This is a genomic window from Streptomyces sp. NPDC048419 (assembly GCF_043200415.1).
Lineage (GTDB): Bacteria > Actinomycetota > Actinomycetes > Streptomycetales > Streptomycetaceae > Streptomyces.
This window is the reverse complement of record NZ_JBICXT010000016.1, coordinates 145,941-163,423: the sequence shown is the minus strand read 5'-3', so window position 1 is coordinate 163,423 and position 17,483 is coordinate 145,941. Positions and strand designations below refer to the sequence as shown.

Below are 17,483 nucleotides of genomic sequence, written 5' to 3'. Positions count from 1 at the left end.
CAACGAGCGATACCTTCGACTGGCCGATAACAGCCCGGGAGACCGAGCTGCATACCCTTGGTAACGCCGTCGAGAAACGCGGCGGAGCACTACTCGTGGGAGCGCCGGGGGTCGGCAAGAGCGTCCTGCTGTCCGCCGCCCTGCGCCAGGCGGGCGAGGAGGGCCGGACCGTGTTGTGCGTCGGCGGCGCCAGTTGGCGCAGCGGCCCGCACACGCGGGGATTCGGCTCGCTGACCGAGTGCCTGGAGGCCGTACAGCTCTCCTCGGCGGACGGCAGGAGCGACGAGCGGCCCCTCATCGGGATCGACGACGTCCACCTGCTCGACACCGCCTCCAGCGTCCGCCTGCACCGGCTGGTCGCGGCGGGATGCCTGACCCTGGTGGCCACGGCCCGGCAGGACGCCCCGACCCCGGCCGGCGTGGACCAGCTGTGGGTGGAGCGCCTCGTCGAGCACGTCGAGGTGACACCCTTCGACCGCGGGGCGCTGGACAGCGTGTTGCGGGCCCGGCTGGGCGGCCACACCGACACCACCACGCTGGAACGCCTCTGGGTCGCCACCCACGGCAACGCCCTGATGCTGCGTGAACTCGTCGAACACGCCCTGGAGGACGGCTCGTTGAGCTGCGTCGACGGCACCTGGCGCTGGCCCGGCCTGACCGACGCGCCCGGCAGGAGGCTGTCCGACGTCATAAGGCTGGGGCTGCGCGACCTCGACCACGACGAGCACGAGCTGGTCCACATGCTCGCCGTCGCCGAACCGCTGGAGTCCGAGATCGTCGCCGCGGCCGGGCTGTCCAAGGCCGCCGAATCGCTTCATCTGCGCCGCATCGTCAGCGTCGAGCGCAGCCGCTCCCGCGTCCGGCTGCGCCTGGCCGTGCCGCTCAGCCGCGTGGTGGTGGCCTCCCGCATGTCCGACCTCACCGCCGCCCGGCTGCGCAGCGAGGTCGCCGACGGCCTCGAACGCATGGGGGCACGCCGGGAGGAGGACGTCCTGCGCATCGTCTGGCTGCGCATGGACGCGGGCCTGGTGCCCGAGCGGGAGCAGCTGCTCGCCGCCGCCCCCATCGCGCTGCGCCGCCGGGAGTTCCCGCTCGCGGAACGCATGTGCCTGCTCGCCCTGGAGGAGCCGGCGCCCTACCTGGACTCGCCGGTGCTGCCCGGCCCCGTCCCCGACTCCGCCGACTACGCGAAGACACTGCGCCGCCTCGTCACGCGGGTGGCCCGCACCCCCGAGCACGCCCAGCAGCGCGTGCGGGCGGCCCTGCTGCTCGGCCGGGTGCTCGTCGGCAGGAACCGGCCGCACGAGGCGGAGACAGTCCTGGCGGCCGCCCTGGAGTCCGGCGTGACGGTTCCCCTCGCCGAGCACATCGCCGCCGTGCACACGCGCGTGACCAACATGGCCTGGAGCCTGCGACGCATCGAGGAGGCCGGCCGGCTCCTCGACCGTACGATCGCGGCCGTCGGCGCGGACCGCGCCGGAGTCCTCCACGGCACCCGCGTGATGGTCGCCGTGACGCTGGACCGGCTCCACGAGGCGGTCGCCCTCGGCGACCAGGCGCTCGCCATGGACTCCTCCGATGTCGGCCTCGCCCAGGCGGTGGTGCCCACGGTGGCCTTCGCCCTCGCCGAACTCGGCGACCCCGCGAGCGGGCTGGAACTTCTCGACCGCTACCAGGACGCCTCCGACGACTGGGACGCCGACGCCCTGCTGCTGGCCAACTCCGTCTCCGCGCGCTGCTCCTCCCTGCTCGGCAACCTCAAGAGCGCGGCCACGGCCCTGGACGCGGTGCACCGCTACGACCCCGGGCACGGCCGCCCCGTCCTGCTGCAGGCGCTGCTCGACCGCTGCCGGCTGCTGCGCCTGCTGGGCCAGCCCCAGCAGGCCGTGGCCCTGCTGCGCGGCGCGATCGCCTCCGAGGCGGCCCACTCCTACCCGGTCGACGGCGTCTGGCCGCTGGCCCAACTGGCCGGTGCGCTCGCCGAGTCGGGCAACCACGCCGAAGCCCTGCGCACCCTCGTCGAGGTCAGGTCTATGCGCGGAGATGTCGCCGCCTCCCCCATCACCGAGGACGAGATCGACTACGAGAACGCCCTGCTCATCGCCCACACCGGCGACCATTCCGCCGCCGCGGCGCAGGCCGTGACGCTCGCCGAGCGGGCGGCGGCGGCCGGCCGTACCGTCCGCGCGGCCACCGCGCTGCTGCTGGCCGCCCGCCTCACCGAGGGTGCCGCGGTGCGCTACCCGCACCAGGCCCTGCTGCGCTCGGCCCGCGCCACGGGCGGTCTGATCGCCGTGTTCGCCGACTACTGCGAGGCCCTCGCCGACAGCGACGGCGTCGCGCTGACGGCCGCCTCCGCCCGGCTGGCCGAGATGGGCGCGCTGCCGCTGGCGGGCGAGGCCGCGGCCCACGCGGCGCGGGCGTTCCGCGCCTCGGGCCAGTTCGGCAAGAGCCGCAAGGCCCTTGCCACCAGCCAGGAACTGCTGCGCGGCTGCGGCAGCATGCTGCCGCCGTGGCTGGAGCAGGACGGGCGCCAGGAGCGCGACTCCGCCTCCCTCACCCCCCGCGAGCAGGAGGTCGCCGCACTCGCCGCGGCCGGGATGTCCAACCGCGACATAGCGGACCGGCTGGTGGTCTCCGTGCGCACCGTCGAGAACCACCTGCACCGCATCTACCACAAGCTCGGCATCACCGCCCGCAACGAACTCCAGCGCGGCCTGGACAAGTTGCTGCGCCGCTCACGGGAGAGCGAGCGCATGCCCGCACTGCGGCTCCTGGGTGCGACGGGCACGTAACACCTCGCCCCCGGTGAGACGACGGTGCCCCGCGAGGAAGGTTCCTCGCGGGGCACCGGCCTGTGAGCGCCTTGCCTACGCGTCTTGCGCCTGGGGGGCCGGCAGGATGCCGTGCCGCACGAAGTAGGCGACGTAGGCGCCGAACACCGCCTCGTCGATCGCGGGGCAGTCGACGCCGGTGCCCTTGAGCAGGTCGCGGGTGAGGTCGTCGGCGAACTCGGCGACCTCCACCTTGTCCGACTCCGCCAGGATGCTCAGCAGCGGGGCCATGGAGTTGGTGAGGTCGGCGGCGATGGCCTTCATCCACTTCAGGATGCTGACCTCCTGCACCTCGTAGCCGGCGCCGCGCATCAGCTTCAGGATCCGCTCGGAGTCCAGCGTGCCGGGCGAGACCTGGTGGTAGATGCCACCGATGCCCTCCGGGTGCCGGGAGGCGGTGACGATGACGGCGCTGACGTAGTCCACCGGCACCATGTTCATCTCCAGGCGGAACCGCCGGGGATACAGGCCGAGTTGGAGGGAGCCCTTGATGAACCGCCACACGAAGTCGTTCGGCTGGCAGGCCCCGGACTGCGAGTCGCCCCACACCTGGCCCGGGCGGTGGATCGTCACCGGCACCCCGCGCCGGGATGCCTCCAGCACCAGTTGCTCGGCGACCCACTTGCTCTTGGTGTAGCCCAGCGACAGGTCCTCGGGCGGCCCGGTCGGGTCGAGTTCACCGCGCGGCGTGCGGTCGGTACCGGCGTAGAAGACACCCGTGGTCGAGACGTGGTGCAGCGGGGCTCCGGCGGCGCAGGCCAGCCGCAGGATCTCGTGCGTGGCCTCCACCGTCGCCTTGCGCAGCCACTTGTAGATGGTCAGGAAGTTCACCTTGGCCGCCGAGTGGTAGACGGCGCCGATCCGTCCGGTGAGATCGGTGTACGTCTCCTGCGCCAGGCCCAGCCGGGGCCGGGTGATGTCCCCGGTGTGGACGCGTACCCGGTCCATGTCGAGGCCGTCGAGGAGTTCGTAGGTACGCAGGTTGTCCTCCAGGCGGGCCCGGGCGGCGGCCTCGTCCGCACCGCGGACCAGGCAGTGCACCACGAGGCCCTGCCGCAGCAGGTCCCTGAGCAGGAACGCCCCGAGGAAGCCGGTGGCACCGGTGAGGAACACCTCGGACACCGTCTGCGGGTCCGGTGCCGAGAAGCCGGAGATGTCGTCGGCCAGGACGACATCGGCGGCGAACTCCTCCGCGACGTCCGTGAGTTTCGTCGAAGTCATGGGTTTTCTACGGTCCTTCCGGTGACGTTCCGTTTCCGGAGTCGCGCCGCCCGGGCCGGCTGCGACGCACTACGCGCCGGCGGCCGCCCCGGCTGTCGCGTCGGTGAGCATGAGCAGCGCCTCTTTGACGTCGGCCTCGGTGGCGACGATCGGCGGGAGCAGGCGAATGGTGGTGGGTCGGCTCAGGCAGGGCGAGACGACCATGCCGCGCTGCGCGAGCCCGGTCAGGACGTCGCCGGCGAGCTCAGGCGAGCGGTAGTCGACGCCCCACAGCAGCCCGCGGCCGCGGGTCTCGACCACGACGTCGGAGAACTGCTCGCGCAGCTCCGCAAGTCCGCGGGCCATCGCGGCCTCGATCCACTCGCCGTCCTCGGCGTGCCGCTCGATCAGGTCGAGGGCCACGGGGATCACCGCGGTGGACAGGGGGTGGCCGCTGAAGGTGGCGGTGTGCACCATCGGGTCGGCCAGCAGCGGGGCGAACAGCCGGTCGTTGCACACCGCGGCCGAGACCGGCATGACGCCGCCGCCGAGCGGCTTGCCGAGCAGCACACAGTCCACGTCGAGCCCGGCCGCCAGCGCCACCGAGCGCGGTCCGCAGCGGCGCAGGCCGACCTGGATCTCGTCGGCGATGACGAACGCGCCCTGCTCGTGGGCGTCACGGCACCACTGTGCGAGCACCGCCTCGTCCAGGATCTGCACCCCGTTCTCGGCCTGCACAGGCTCGAACACCACGGCGGCGACGTCGTGTTCGCGCATCGCCCGCGCGACGGCCTGCGGGTCGTCGGGGCGGATGCGCACGACGCCCTGGAGCAGCGGCTCCAGGCCCGTCTTGAAGCGCGGGTTGTCGGTCAGGGCGAGGGCGCCGAGGGTCTTGCCGTGGAAGGCGCCGTCGACCGCGAGGACGGTGGTGCGGCCGGTGGCCATGCGGGCGAGCTTGACCGACACCTCCACGGCGTCGGCGCCGCCGCAGCCGAAGTAGACCCGGCCGAGGCCGCCGCCGAGGTAGTCGGCCAGGCGCTCGGCGGCCAGCGGGGCCACGGAGGTCTGCACCGAACGGGTCGAGGCGGGCATGCGGTCCAGCTGGGCGCGGACCGCCTCGGTGATCCGCGGGTTGCCGTGGCCGAGCAGGGCGACCGCGTAGGAGCCGAAGTCCAGCAGGCTCCGGCCGTCGGAGAGGATCACCCGGGAGCCCTCGGCGGCGACCTCCACGGCTCCCTGGCCGGTGAACTTGCCGGCCGTCGCGAGCGCGGGCGAGAAGTGGCGCTTCACCCGCCGGAAGGTGGCCTTGGCATCGACGGTGGTCGTGGTCATCACGGACATGTCAGTGTCTCCTCCGGGTCCTATCGGCTGCGCTGGACGATTTCGTGCTGGTAGCTCTCCAGGGCCTTGGCGACGGCCGGGTGGATCATGTCGGCGAGCATGGGCAGCCCGACGTCGAACTCCACCTTCAGTTCCAGCCCGACGCCCTCGGCGTCCTCGACCACCTGCCAGTAGCCCTCGTAGTGGGCGAGGTCGCCGTCGGTCTGACGGAACGTCCAGCGGCGTTCGGCGTGGTCGAGCAGGTCCTCCTGCTGCCACTCCATCTCCGAGCACTTGAGCTCGACGACCCAGTCGGTGGTGCGGCGGTCGCCGTCGCCGCCGGTGATCGTCACCTCGTGGACGCCCTCCATGAAGCCGGCGAACTCCTCGCAGTCCACCAGCACCTTCCACACCGCGTCCGGCGTGCCGGAGCCCAGGGCCGTGTTGTGCAGTACGTGCATGATCAAGTCCTCTTCGACGGGACGTAACAGGGAAAGGAGCGGTGGGGGGTGATCACGCGGAGTCTTTGCGGCGGGCGGGAAACCTCTCCTCCACCAGCGCCGCGAGGCGTTCCATCTCCGAGCGGAGGGCGTGCTGCACCTGGGTGAGCTCCTCCACCCGGACGCGCAGGCGCGCCAGTTCGTGGCCCTGGGTGCCGGGGCCGTCGACCAGGTCGGCGGCGCCGGGCCGCTCCGGGGCGTGTTCCGCACCAGCCTTCTCCACGGCCTCGGTCCGTACGCTGCCCGGTTCGCGCAGTACCCGGACGTTGCCGGTCCGGCCGTGCGGGCCCGGCAGGTCCGCGGCGGGCCGCCTGGCCGTCTCGCGCACCACGCGCGCCTCACCGTGCCGTCCGCAGCGCTCCAGCGCGACGGCCAGCTGGTCCTTGAACCGCAGGTTCAGCGGATGAGCGACGACCAACTCCTCCAGCTGGTTGACGAGTTGATGATGCTGCCCGATGCGCAGCGAGGCCTCGCACAGGTCCCCGAGCGCCACCAGCCGCTCCTCCTCGAGGCGGGCGGCGGCGGCGGAGCAGAGCGGTCCGCGCGAGCCGCCGTCCAGGGCTCGTCCGCGCCACAGGCCGAGCGCCTTGCGCAGCAGCAGCAGAGCGGCATGCGGGTCGGAGTCCACCAGGCGCCGCGCCCGGGTCACCTGGAGCCGGAACTGCACGCTGTCCAGCGTGTCGGGCCGGGCCTGCAGCACATATCCGGAGCCGCGGACGACCAGCCGCGGGGTGTTCGCCCGCGAGGGCTCCAGCTCGATCAACTGCTGCCGCAGCCGGGAGACATGGGCCTGCAGCGCGTTGCCGGCCTTGTCCGGCGCGCTGCTCCCCCACAGCTCGTGGATCAGCTCGTCCGTCGGCACCGGAGTCCCCAGACGCACCAGCAACGCCCCGAACAGCGCCCGCTGTTTGGGACTGGTCAGCTGAACACTCCGCTGCTTGACGTCGTCGTAGATCGCAGGGGGTCCCAGTACCCGGAACTGCATCGAAACCTCCACCAGTCGTCGCGGCCTGCACCACGCCGCACCACGAGGTGATCACGCACGCAAGGCCGCACGCATGAGTACCCGGGTACTCCAAAGCGGGGCCGCACTCCCCCGGCCGACGGCACCTGATGCCGCCGCACGGGTGGCGATCGCCGGGGCGAGCTGAGTGCCGGTTACTCATGCCGGGTGCCGTGCGGGACTGGTCGACTGGCCCAGGCAAGGTGACGAGCGTCAAGGAGCAGGCCGACATGACCCGTTGGGACGCTGAGACCGCGGTGGTGGGGCTCGGAGCATGGGGAGCGGCCGCCCTGTGGCGGCTGGCGTCCCGCGGAGTCGACGTCGTCGGCCTCGACCGCTATACGGTCGGCCACGCGCTGGGCTCCTCCCACGGCGGCTCCCGCATGCTGCGACTCGCCCGCCCCGACCACCCCGGCCTGGTGCCGCTGGCACGCAGGTCGAGGGAGTTGTGGGAGCAACTGGCCGACGAAGGACGGGACATGGCCCCGGGACCGGAGAGCCTGTTCACGGCCGGCGGTGGCTTGGCCATCGGCCCGGAGGACGGGCGGGTCGCGGGCGGCACGCTCCGCGCGGCCCGCGAACACGGAGTCCCGGTAAGGACGTTCACCGCCTCCGCGCTGCGCTTTCGCTACCCGCGCCACACCGGCGTCCCCCGTCGCCACATCGGGGTGTGGGAGCCGTCCGCGGGCGTCGTACGGCCGGAGCCCGCGCTGCGGGCCATGCTGGCCGCGGCGAAGCGGGCGGGCGCCCGCGTCACCACCGACTCCCGCATCACCCGGGTCGAGCCCATCCCGGGCGGCGTCCGGCTGCACACGCCCCACTCATCGTTGACCGCCCGCCAGGTGGTACTCGCCGCCGGGGCATGGCTGCCCGCCCTGCTGCCCGGGCTGCCGCTGCAGACGGTCCGCATGCCGCTGACCTGGTTCCGCGAACTGGAGGCGGACAGCGGCTTCGACGCCGAGAGTTTTCCTTCGTTCAGGCGGGAGCTGGACGACGGCCGCATCCTGTGGGGCAACGGCGCCCAGGACGGCCAGGACGTGAGCCTCGGCCTCTACGACGGCGTGGGCGAGGGCAAGCCCTTCGACCCCGAGGACACCGACCGCTCGGTCACCGCAGAGGACTGGTCGGACCTGGCACGGCTGCTGCCGGCCAAGGTGCCGGGCCTGGAGACGGTCCCGGCCCGGGTGGCGGTGAGCACCCGGACCTACGCCCCGGACGGCCTGTACGTCCTCGGCCGTCCGGACGCCGATCGTCGCGTGGTCGTCGCGGGCGGCGCGGGCGTCCACGGCTTCGCCCAGGCCCCCGGCATCGGCGAGGCGATCGCGGACCTGACGACGAACACGCCCTCACCGATGCCGCTGGCCCACCTGTCGCCGGACCGCTTCAGCTGACGCCTGTGCGGTGGCCGGGAGACTAGACTCGCCGGGTTGCCGGGGCCGACCGCAGGAGGTGCCGTAACCGTGGCGAAGGCCCGCACGCTCGCGCAGGTGTACCGGCGCTTCGGTGAGGTCGATGTCGCCGGGACGTCGCCGTTGTACGAGCGCGTCGCCGTCGCCCTGAGTGAGTCCGAGAAGGCCTTGCTGGCCGTCGAGTCGGCGCCCGCGCGCAAGCGGCATCCCACAGTGATCCTCGCCGCGCTGCACGACGTCGCCCTCGCCGGACGGGCCCCGGCGCTTGCCGCGGCCTATGCGGCCGGGGACTTGGATGCCGCTGCCGGAGCGGCGATCGACACGCTCGTGCGCATGACGGACGAGGTCGTGGCCGTCGCCGTACGCCGCAAACCGCGGGCCGACGAGACCGGGCGCTGCGCCGTGCTGTATCCGGCCGTCGCCGAGGCGGCGCGTCGAGTGGGCGCCGATGCGATCGGGCTGATCGACGTGGGCTGTTCGGCCGGGCTCAATCTCGACGTCGGTCGCGTGGGCATCACTTACGGCAACGGGCAGGTGCTGGGCGATGCGTCGTCTCCGGTGCAGTTCTCGGCTTCGGTCGTGGGCGAACGGCCTCTGCCGGCGCGGGCGATGCCCGAGGTCGTGGCCCGTGTCGGCGTCGATGCCGATCCGGTCGACGTGACCGACGCGGACGCCGCGCGCTGGCTGCGTGCCTGTCTGCCGCCGGACCAGCCGGAACGTGCCGCGCAGTTGGAGGCGGAGTTGGCGTTGGCGGCGACGGCTCCTCCGACGCTGCTGGGGGGTGACGCGGTCGAGGTGCTGCCCGATGCCCTGGCCCGGGTGCCCGAGGGTGCCCTGCCGGTCGTCACCACGACGTGGGCCCTGTCGCGGCTCCCCCTCGAATGCCGTCTGCGCTTCCTGCACCGCCTCGACGAGGCGGCGACCGACCGGGCGGTGGCGTGGGTGTCGGTGGAGGGGGTCGGCGTCGCGCCGGCGGTACCGACGATGGGCGATCGGCACGCTTCCGGGCACAGCATCATCGGTGTGGCCGTGTTCCGGCACTCGGCAGTGCACGCCGAGGCCGTCGGTCGCTGCTGGTCACGCGGGCGATTGCTGGCGTGGCGGGCGGACTCCTAGCGATGCTTCGCGCGGTTCTGGGCGCTGAGCGGCTTCGAGAACCGTAGCCGCGTCAAGATCACGTCAATTCCCCACGTCGACCACGCCGGCGGGGTGTTCGCCGTGGTGGGGCCGGTGATGCTGATCAAGGGCGTCGTTCATCTGCTGTCCTCGGAACGGTCCGAGCGTTCCACCATGTTCCAGCGGGCCTACGGCCTCTCCCCCGCCATCGCCGCCGTCGTCGTCGTGGTCACGGCACTCGCGCCGTCGTGGGCACCCTGGCCGCCCTGTCGTTCGTCACGTCGACCGTCTTCGGCTACGTGGCGGCGGGCATGCTGTGCCGGGCCCCGGCCGGGGTGGCGGCAGCCGGCCTCCTCCTCACCCGGAATCGCTGCCACGCGCCGTCAGGGCGTCCCAGAACCCGCAGTGGTGGCGGGCCAGTGCCGTGCCGGTCGGGACGACGTGGTCCGGTGCCAGGGACTGCACCGTCTGCCGGGACCAGGGCGGTGACGAGGGGCCGTCGGGGTCGGCGGTGCGGGCGAAGGCCGTCCAGTAGTCGATCATCGTGTCGGCCAGGCGGTGCTGTGCTGCGGTCAGGTCGCGGGGGCGGCCGCCGAGGTCGAAGAGGTAGGGCAGTTCACTGGCGTGCGGGGCGCCGAGCGGGAACGGCGGCGTGCCGGACGTGAGTGGCGGGGCGTGTTCGTCGGCGAACTCGTAGCGCCAGACCGGTACTTGAGTGGCGAGCAGGCTGTCCGTGCGCGCGGTCGGGCAGGCGAAGTCGGCGTCGCCGATGACCGCGCCGAAGACCGGGCCGCCGTCGGTCCGGTGCACCGGGTACTCGTGGACCATCGCCTTCGCCTGCCCCGGGTCGGGGAAGAAGGCGGCCGCGACGTCGGGCCAGGTGTCGGGGGTGACGGGGTTGCCGGCCTGGATGATCCCGGCGGCCCAGCCGTTGCCCTCGTCGTGGTTGTTGCCGAGGAGGACGGGGACGTGGTGGAAGCGGCCGGAGGTGATCGCCGGTGCGGGGTCTTCGGGCAGCAACCGGGTCGCGTACGCGGGTTGTTGGTCCGTGCCCTGGGCCTCGAGCAGACGGGAGACGGGCACGCGCCGCAGACAGGCCATCACGTCGCGGGCCGAGCCGCAGCCGAGCTTGGCCGCGAGGTCCGCGCCCGTGGCACGAGCCGTGGACAGCGGGACGGAGGACGGGGCGAAGGGGCGGTCGGCGCGGCCGGTGCACGGACCGCTCTCGATGATCGCCCGGTCGAAGAGGCCCGCGGCAAAGGGTGAGGCGAGTTGGGTGCAGACGCTGTAGCCGCCCGCCGATTCACCGGCCAGCGTCACGTTGTGCGCGTCGCCGCCGAAGGCCCCGATCTCGGCGCGGACCCAGCGCAGCGCCGCCTGCTGGTCGGCCAGGCCGAAGGTGCCGGAGCCGGGCAGACCGCCGTGCGCGAGGAAACCCAGAGCTCCTAGGCGGTAGTTGAGGGTGACGACCACGACATCTCCGCGGGTGGCCATGCGGTGGGCGTCGTAGGAGCTGCCCGCTCCGGTGGTGAAGCCGCCGCCGTGCAGCCACACGACGACCGGCCGCGGGTGTGCCGGTCGTACGCCGTCGGGTGTCGTGACGTTGAGATGGAGGCAGTCCTCGTCGGTGCTGCCGCCGGGCACCTCACCGGCCGGCTGCGGGCAGGCGCTCGCGGGGCGGGTCGCGTCCCGTACCCCGGGCCAGGCGGCCGCGCGGTGAGGCGGTGCCCAGCGGAGCCTGCCGACCGGGGGCGCCGCGTACGGGACGCCCTCGAAGGTGCGGTAGCCGTCGTGGGGGGCGCCCCGCACGAGGCCGTCGTGGGTGCGGACCGTCGTGGCGGCGGCGGGCTTGGCGGGCTGCGCCGGTGGTGCTGCGGACCAGGCCGTCGCGAGGACGGCGGTCAGGGCGCAGCCCAGGGTGGTCAGGACGCGGTGCATGGTCATCGTCTCCCCGTTTCGGTCGGTCAGCTGCCGCCCATGCCGCCCTGCGCGGCGATCATGGTCGTCGGCAGGTCGCGTACCGCCTTCTCCAGGCCGGGCGCGAGAGCGGCGAGAGCTCCCGTGCAGGCGTCGATGCGGGCCCGGTAGGTCTTCTGGTCCTGCCGGGAGACGACCGAGCGGACGGCGCCCGCCGCGGCCAGCGCGAGCAGCGCGGCGTCGGCGGCGGGGATGTCCTGCACGGGGTCTTCGCCGCGCAGCGCCGTGGACACGCGCGCGTGCAGGGCGGTGGGCAGACCACGGTCCGCGAGCGTGACCCGCCGGGAGCCGAAAGGGGTGCGGGGTTCCTTCACGGTGAGGAGTCCGGCCGCGGCGAGCCGGTCCTCCACCTCCGTCAGGGTCCGCTTGCGGTGGGTGCGCACGAGGTGCTTCCAGCCGTGGCCGCCGGCCGCGTCGTGCAGCATGCGGTCCAGGGCGGGGTTGCCGGTCGGCCGGGTGCCGGAGACGGTGACGGTGCCGTCGTTCTCCCGCAGCCGGCCGCGCAGAGCGAGGTCGATCAGGGCCGCGGCCCGGAGCAGCAGCCGGGTCCGGGGACGGTCGTAGGGGCCTTCGGCCGCGTCGTCGTAGGCGAGCAGATACATGAGGCAAGGCAGGTCGTCGATCACACTTCGACGCTACGGCCGGGTGACCCGGCCGCGGATCGGCCATGGGAGCGGTCCGGCACTGGGAGCCCAGGAGGATCGCGGCCCGGCCTCCTCCTTGAGGAGGAGGCGCCCGGGACGTCAGGGGCGGCGCGGCTCCACGAGGCCGTGGTCGTAGGCGGCGACGACGGCCTGGACGCGGTCGCGCAGGGCCAGTTTGCGCAGTACCGCGGTGACGTGGTTCTTGACGGTGGCCTCCGAGAGGCCCAGCCGTTCGGCGATCTCGGCGTTCGACAGGGCCTGGCCGATCAGGGTGAGCACCTCGCGCTCGCGGCCGGAGAGGTCCTTCAGGGAGGGCGGCGGCGCCGGGTCGGGCGTGGTGCGCAGGAACCGGTCGAGGACGCGGCTGAGCACGGTGGGCGCGAGGAGCGCGTCGCCGCGCGCGGTGAGGCGGATCGCTTCGACGAGTTCGGTGGGGCGGATGTCCTTGAGCAGGAAGCCGCTCGCTCCGGCTCGCAGGGCGTTGACGACGTGCGAGTCCACGTCCCAGGTGGTCAGCACCAGCACCCGGGCCGGGCTGCCGTGGTCCACGATCCGCCGGGTCGCCTCGATGCCGTCCACGACGGGCATGCGTACGTCCATCAGCACCACGTCCGGCGCCAGGTCCCGGGTCAGCCGTACCGCCTCCTGGCCGTCGGAGGCCTCGCCGACCACCTCGAGGTCGTCCCGCGCGTCGATGATCATGCGGAAGCCGGTACGGACGAGAGCCTGGTCGTCGGCGACCACCACACGCAGCGTCATGACGCGTCCCCCGAGGGCAGCTGCGCCGCCACTTCGAATCCGCCTCCGGGCAATGGCCCGGCGTGCAGGCTGCCGCCCACGAGCCGGGCGCGCTCCTTCATCCCCACCAGCCCGCGCCCCGCTCCCCCCGTGGCCGAACTACCTTGTCGCGTACGGCCGTTGTCGACCACGGTGACCTTCACTCGTTCCCCTTCGGCCGTCACTCGCACCCTCACTTCGTCGGCACCGGCTGCATGGCGCAGGATGTTGGTGAAGGCCTCCTGGACGATCCGGTACGCCGCCAGGTCCACCGCCGCCGGGAGGACGTCGAGGGCGCCCTCGCGGTGCACGTGCACGGTGATCCCGGTGGCCCGCACGGTGTCGGCCAGCTCGTCCAGGCGCGCGAGCGAGGGCCGCAACTGTGCCAGCGACTCGTCGTTCCCCGCTTCGGGCCTGAACGCCCGCAGCAGCAGGCGCAGTTCGCCGAGCGCCGAGCGGGCGCCCGTCTCGATGGCCCGCAACGCCTCACGCGCCTGCTCGGGCCGTTCGGTGAACACGTCGTCGGCGGCGCCCGCCTGAACGACCATCACCGACAGGGTGTGCGCCACGACGTCGTGCACCTCGCGCGCGATCCGCGCCCGCTCCTCCACCACGGCCCGGCGCGCCTCCGCCCGCGTGCGTTCCTGCTGCGCCCTGCGCCACTGCCCCGCGGTCCACGCCAGGATCACCGTCAGCAGATAGACCGACAGACCCGCCGGGCCGCCCGCCCCGAACGCCAAGGGCGCCGGCAGGCACATCGCCGCCAGCGCCCACACCGAAACCCGCCGCGGCCTGGTCGCCGACAGCACGCACAACGTGACCTGCGCGGCGAGCAGCGCTCCCGTCAGGGACACGGCGGGGAGGAGCGCCCATACCGCGAGTCCTGTCACCGCGTTCACGGCCAGTACGGCGAGGGGTGCGCGCGCCTGCCACCTCAGGGCACCGGCCTGCGCGAGGACCAGGACCACCGCCACGGGCAGTCGCCGGCCGTGGTCGGCACCGGCGACGAGCACCGACGTGCCCAGCACACCCAGCACCAGACCGGCCGACCCCGACCACAACGCCCGAGCCGCCCGGGGCGACAGCTCACCCCGCGCTTCCCCGGCGAACGCGTCGTCCGGCTGCCTGCTGTGCTCCACACTCCGACCCTATCCAGCGGCGCGACCGGCTCGGTCGAACCAGTGGGCCAGGTCGGTGCGTTTGTGAGTAACGGGTGTCCGTCGATGTCGGTCGGCGGGGCGGCGCTGATGGTGATCGCGCACGACATCCCATGGCCGCATGATGCTGAGGCGTTCCGGATCGTCCGCACGGGCGTGCGATACGTTGCCCGGCATGAATGGACTCGGACCCGTCGTCTGGCCACCTGCCCCGATAGAGACCGAACGGCTCGTGCTCCGCGAGTCCGAGGCCCGAGACCGTTCGGCGTTGATCGAGCTGTTCGCCTCGCCGGAGGTGGGCACCTACGTCGGTGGACCGCGACCGCGCGAGGAGCTCGAACGCACGGTTCTTGAGGTACCCGGGCGGCGCCCCGGCTTCTTCGTGATCGACCTCGACGGAGCGGCGATCGGCATGGTCACGCTCGACCGGCGCGACGGGGAGCGACCGGGGCGCATCCGCCCGGATGCCGGTGAGGTCGAACTCGGCTACATGTTCCTGCCGCAGGCGTGGGGACACGGATACGCCGCCGAGGCGTGCACGGCGACGCTCGACTGGTTCGCCGCCGTACTCCCGGGCGAGCCGGTGGTGCTCACCACCCAGACCGCCAACGACCGCTCCATGCGCCTCGCGGCACAGCTGGGGTTCACCGAGGTGGAGCGGTTCGAGGAGTACGGCGCCGAGCAGTGGTTCGGCGTGCGGTCCTCGCCGGCACCGACCGGCTGAGCCGGGCTGTTTCCGTCAGCTCGCCGCAGCGTGCGCGCCCGCGCCCCGCTCGGGCCGCAGCGCCTTGCGGCAGATCAGCTCGCCGACCCAGGCGACCAGGGTGCGCGGGCGGCGCGGCGTGAGGTGGGCGGAGATGGCGTTGGCGAGACCGGGAGTGACGTAGGCGCGGTCGCGGTCGAGCGCCTTCAGGGCCGTGCGGACGACCGGCTCGGGAGTGGTGAAGCTGCCGGCGACGGCGGCGTTGCGGGTGCCGATGACCTCGAAGAACTTCGTCTCGACCGGGCCCGGGCACAGGGCGGTGACCTTGACGCCCCTCCCCCGGTACTCCTGCCGCAGCGCGAGCGAGAAGTTGAGCACGAAGCTCTTGGATGCGCTGTAGGTCGTCAGGTAGGGGCTGGGCTGGTAGCCGGCCGTCGAACCGACGTTGAGGACGGCGCCGTTGCCGCGCTCCAGCATGCCCGGCAGGAGTTCGTGGGTGAGGTCGACGAGGGCGACGACGTTCACCATCAGCATGTCGTGGTCGCGTTCGGGGGCGATCTCCTCGAAGCGACCTGCGGTGCCGAAACCGGCGTTGTTGACCAGCAGGTCGATGTGGAGGGACCGGTCGGCCAGTTCGCGGGCCACCCTTCGGCCCGCGTCGGGCTGCGCGAGGTCCTGCACCACCACGTGCGTCTTGACGCCGTGGGTCCTGGTCAGCTCGGCGGCGAGCTCCTCCAGCCGGTCGCGGGAGCGCGCCAGCAGCACCACATCGTGACCGAGGGCGGCGAGTTGGGAGGCGAACTCCGTGCCGAGCCCGGAGGACGCGCCGGTGACGAGGGCGGTGGTCGGGACGGTCGGGGCAGAACTCATGGCTGTTCCCTTTCGGCATGACGGCTGGCACCGCGCATTGGCAGGGCATGGCCGGCGCGTCCCGCACCTCGCCCGTGCCGACCACCGTAGTGAGCGGACCGGCTCACCGGCCCGCGCGCTGACAAGGCCTGACACGCGCGAACCCCAACTCCTCCGCGCCTCCCGCATGGTGACCTCCAGCGCGTGGCGTCCGCCGCCGCGTCCGTCGCCCTCACGGTCGTGAAGGGCAGCACGAGACGGCTCGGGTGCGCGGCGTCGCGGTAGATCCTGTGGGTGACCGGGCGGCCCACCGGCAGGTGGAACGCGTCCGGCGGCAGCAGGGAGTTGTGCGGGTCGGCCAGGGGCTCGTCGTTGGACAGCTCCGCGACCAGGCGGTGGCCCGGCCGGCAGGTGGCGGCGAAGGGGTAGAGCCGGAGCACGTACTCCTCGATCCTTCCGGGTTCGACCGGCACCGCGCGGGTGTGTGGGTGGTAGAAGGCGGCGCTGACGACGTTCGGAACGTTCGGCGTCCATGGCCGCCTGGGTGCCGAGGACGAGCTGTCCGAGGTGGCAACAGGCGGCGGGACGGTCATCCGGAGCCGGCACCCACCCTGCAGACAGCCCGGCGGTGGGCCGCCCCGTTTCGTCAACGACGCCCGGCCTTGGGCAGGGTGAGTTCGCGCAACAGCCCGATGGCCCAACGGGTATTGCCTGTAACGGCCGCGGCCGGCTCCCGCGGTGCCGGAGCCGCCCTGTCCGTCACGGCCGTTCCGCCTTCTCACGCCGCCGCCCCCACAGACCACCGACGGCAACAAGGCACGCCGGTACCGCCACCGCCGCGCCGATGTACAGCAACGCGGGGTAGTCCAGCGCATGCACCACCTGCCCACCGACGGCACCCGCCAGGGACAGTCCCACGAACAGCGCGCTGTTGTTCCATGAGAGGACGGCGGTCGCCCGCTCGGGGAAGAGATCGACGAGGTGACGCTGCTGGGCCGGAAAGAAGGCGTAGGCGACGAACGCGAACAACCCGAGCGCACAGGCCAGCGCCCACGTCACGCCGAAAACCAGCCCCACCACGGCCTCCAGGACCGCCGTCAGCGCCAGTGCCACGGCGGTGACGCGCGCGGCATCGGCCCGGTCCGCGAACCGGCCGCCCACCTGCCCGCCGACGACGGCACCGACGCCGTAGACGACGAGCAGCCAGGTCACCGTGGCGGACCGGCCGTCGGCGTGCAGCGCGACGGCAAGGAAGGTGTACAGGCTGTAGACGGAGAAGGCCCACAGCGTCGTCACCGCGACGGCGGCCGTCGCGGCACCGGGCCGCCCGACATGATGCGGCGCCCTCGCCGGGGCGACGGCCGCCGGCACCGGACGCGCACGCCAGACGAACGCGTGCGGGAACGCCAGCAGCAACGTGCCCCCGGCCAGGATGACGAAGGCGGCCTGCCATCCCACATACCGCCCCAGCAGCGATCCGGCCGGTGCCCCCACCCACAGCGCGGTCAGCAGCCCCGACCCCACCACGGCCAGCACCTGCGCCCGGGCCTGAGGCCGCGCACGGGTGCTGACCAGGGCGTACACGGTGGGGCCGGTCGCCGCGGCCGCGATACCTGCGACCACGCGCGCCAACAGCAGCACACCGAACCCGGGCGCGAGCGCGGTCCCGACGTTGGCCGCGGAGAACCAGACCAAGGCCACCGTCAGCACCGTGGCCCGGTCCCACCGGTCGGAGATCCACCCGGCAAAGGGCGAAGCCACCACGTACGCGACGGAGAAGGCCGTGATCAACAGCCCGGTACTGGTCGCGGACACATCGAACGACGCGGCGATGTGCGGCAGCAGCGGCGCCACCACGAAGAGGTCGGTGCCCACCATGAACTGCGTCAGCCAGGCCAGCGCGATCGGCCCGGCGGACAGGCCGGGCACCGTCTCCACGACCGGCTCGGCGCGGGACGAGTACATACTTCGACGCTAGATCGTCCGCCGGGGAG

General features: G+C 73.0%; 14 protein-coding genes. 4 read left to right on the top strand and 10 right to left on the bottom strand.

Annotated elements, in window-relative coordinates; all coding sequences use genetic code 11:
* The first annotated feature begins 95 nt into the window (after positions 1 to 95).
* Positions 96 to 2,795, top strand: coding sequence for a LuxR C-terminal-related transcriptional regulator (locus tag ACGFYN_RS30125; protein WP_393869040.1), 2,700 nt, complete (start codon positions 96 to 98; stop codon positions 2,793 to 2,795).
* A gap of 75 nt (positions 2,796 to 2,870) precedes the next feature.
* On the opposite strand, the gene ACGFYN_RS30120 is transcribed toward ACGFYN_RS30125, so the two are convergent.
* The 4 genes from ACGFYN_RS30120 to ACGFYN_RS30105 form a co-directional block, all read right to left on the bottom strand.
* A complete protein-coding gene (locus ACGFYN_RS30120; protein ID WP_393869039.1) occupies positions 2,871 to 4,055 on the bottom strand; it encodes a thioester reductase domain-containing protein in 1,185 nt (394 codons plus the stop codon).
* A 69-nt stretch (positions 4,056 to 4,124) separates the two neighbouring features.
* Positions 4,125 to 5,375 carry an aspartate aminotransferase family protein gene (locus ACGFYN_RS30115; protein WP_393869038.1) on the bottom strand — a complete coding sequence of 417 codons (1,251 nt, stop codon included), beginning with the start codon at positions 5,373 to 5,375 and terminating at the stop codon, positions 4,125 to 4,127.
* Between the two features lie 20 nt (positions 5,376 to 5,395).
* Positions 5,396 to 5,815, bottom strand: coding sequence for a type II toxin-antitoxin system RatA family toxin (locus ACGFYN_RS30110; RefSeq protein ID WP_393869037.1), 420 nt, complete (start codon positions 5,813 to 5,815; stop codon positions 5,396 to 5,398).
* Between the two features lie 52 nt (positions 5,816 to 5,867).
* Complete coding sequence (locus ACGFYN_RS30105; protein WP_393869036.1) at positions 5,868 to 6,839, bottom strand: BTAD domain-containing putative transcriptional regulator; 972 nt, start codon at positions 6,837 to 6,839, stop codon at positions 5,868 to 5,870.
* Between the two features lie 248 nt (positions 6,840 to 7,087).
* Between ACGFYN_RS30105 and solA the strand changes: the two genes are divergently transcribed.
* Together solA and ACGFYN_RS30095 are read left to right on the top strand one after the other, a co-directional pair.
* A complete protein-coding gene (gene solA, locus ACGFYN_RS30100; RefSeq protein WP_393869035.1) occupies positions 7,088 to 8,248 on the top strand; it encodes an N-methyl-L-tryptophan oxidase in 1,161 nt (386 codons plus the stop codon).
* Between the two features lie 69 nt (positions 8,249 to 8,317).
* The gene (locus ACGFYN_RS30095; protein ID WP_393869034.1) at positions 8,318 to 9,382 is read left to right on the top strand and encodes a DUF2332 domain-containing protein; all 1,065 of its coding nucleotides are present in this window, start codon (positions 8,318 to 8,320) and stop codon (positions 9,380 to 9,382) included.
* Positions 9,383 to 9,739: 357 nt separating this feature from the next.
* On the opposite strand, the gene ACGFYN_RS30090 is transcribed toward ACGFYN_RS30095, so the two are convergent.
* The 4 genes from ACGFYN_RS30090 to ACGFYN_RS30075 form a co-directional block, all read right to left on the bottom strand.
* Positions 9,740 to 11,326, bottom strand: coding sequence for a carboxylesterase/lipase family protein (locus tag ACGFYN_RS30090; RefSeq protein WP_393869033.1), 1,587 nt, complete (start codon positions 11,324 to 11,326; stop codon positions 9,740 to 9,742).
* A gap of 20 nt (positions 11,327 to 11,346) precedes the next feature.
* Positions 11,347 to 11,985: a GPP34 family phosphoprotein gene (locus tag ACGFYN_RS30085; protein ID WP_393869032.1), complete on the bottom strand. Its 639-nt coding sequence runs from the start codon at positions 11,983 to 11,985 to the stop codon at positions 11,347 to 11,349.
* A 117-nt stretch (positions 11,986 to 12,102) separates the two neighbouring features.
* The gene (locus ACGFYN_RS30080; RefSeq protein WP_393869031.1) at positions 12,103 to 12,762 is read right to left on the bottom strand and encodes a response regulator; all 660 of its coding nucleotides are present in this window, start codon (positions 12,760 to 12,762) and stop codon (positions 12,103 to 12,105) included.
* Positions 12,759 to 13,919 carry a sensor histidine kinase gene (locus tag ACGFYN_RS30075; protein ID WP_393869030.1) on the bottom strand — a complete coding sequence of 387 codons (1,161 nt, stop codon included), beginning with the start codon at positions 13,917 to 13,919 and terminating at the stop codon, positions 12,759 to 12,761. The genes ACGFYN_RS30080 and ACGFYN_RS30075 overlap by 4 nt, the downstream gene beginning before the upstream one ends.
* A gap of 193 nt (positions 13,920 to 14,112) precedes the next feature.
* On the opposite strand from ACGFYN_RS30075, the gene ACGFYN_RS30070 reads away from it, so the two are divergent.
* A complete protein-coding gene (locus tag ACGFYN_RS30070; protein WP_393869029.1) occupies positions 14,113 to 14,661 on the top strand; it encodes a GNAT family N-acetyltransferase in 549 nt (182 codons plus the stop codon).
* 15 nt (positions 14,662 to 14,676) lie between these two features.
* Here the strand turns inward: ACGFYN_RS30070 and ACGFYN_RS30065 are convergent, their stop codons facing one another.
* Both ACGFYN_RS30065 and ACGFYN_RS30060 read right to left on the bottom strand, forming a co-directional pair.
* Positions 14,677 to 15,510, bottom strand: coding sequence for an SDR family NAD(P)-dependent oxidoreductase (locus ACGFYN_RS30065; RefSeq protein WP_393869028.1), 834 nt, complete (start codon positions 15,508 to 15,510; stop codon positions 14,677 to 14,679).
* A 738-nt stretch (positions 15,511 to 16,248) separates the two neighbouring features.
* Positions 16,249 to 17,454 carry an MFS transporter gene (locus tag ACGFYN_RS30060; protein WP_393869027.1) on the bottom strand — a complete coding sequence of 402 codons (1,206 nt, stop codon included), beginning with the start codon at positions 17,452 to 17,454 and terminating at the stop codon, positions 16,249 to 16,251.
* Positions 17,455 to 17,483: the final 29 nt, after the last annotated feature.

Excerpts from the sequence above, each read along its gene's own strand:
- ACGFYN_RS30120 (WP_393869039.1), bottom strand. The coding sequence starts at position 4,055 with ATGACTTCGACGAAACTCACGGACGTCGCGGAGGAGTTCGCCGCCGAT.
- ACGFYN_RS30115 (WP_393869038.1), bottom strand. The coding sequence starts at position 5,375 with ATGTCCGTGATGACCACGACCACCGTCGATGCCAAGGCCACCTTCCGG.
- ACGFYN_RS30110 (WP_393869037.1), bottom strand. The coding sequence starts at position 5,815 with ATGCACGTACTGCACAACACGGCCCTGGGCTCCGGCACGCCGGACGCG.
- ACGFYN_RS30105 (WP_393869036.1), bottom strand. The coding sequence starts at position 6,839 with ATGCAGTTCCGGGTACTGGGACCCCCTGCGATCTACGACGACGTCAAG.
- solA (WP_393869035.1), top strand. The coding sequence starts at position 7,088 with ATGACCCGTTGGGACGCTGAGACCGCGGTGGTGGGGCTCGGAGCATGG.
- ACGFYN_RS30090 (WP_393869033.1), bottom strand. The coding sequence starts at position 11,326 with ATGACCATGCACCGCGTCCTGACCACCCTGGGCTGCGCCCTGACCGCC.
- ACGFYN_RS30080 (WP_393869031.1), bottom strand. The coding sequence starts at position 12,762 with ATGACGCTGCGTGTGGTGGTCGCCGACGACCAGGCTCTCGTCCGTACC.
- ACGFYN_RS30070 (WP_393869029.1), top strand. The coding sequence starts at position 14,113 with ATGAATGGACTCGGACCCGTCGTCTGGCCACCTGCCCCGATAGAGACC.
- ACGFYN_RS30065 (WP_393869028.1), bottom strand. The coding sequence starts at position 15,510 with ATGAGTTCTGCCCCGACCGTCCCGACCACCGCCCTCGTCACCGGCGCG.
- ACGFYN_RS30060 (WP_393869027.1), bottom strand. The coding sequence starts at position 17,454 with ATGTACTCGTCCCGCGCCGAGCCGGTCGTGGAGACGGTGCCCGGCCTG.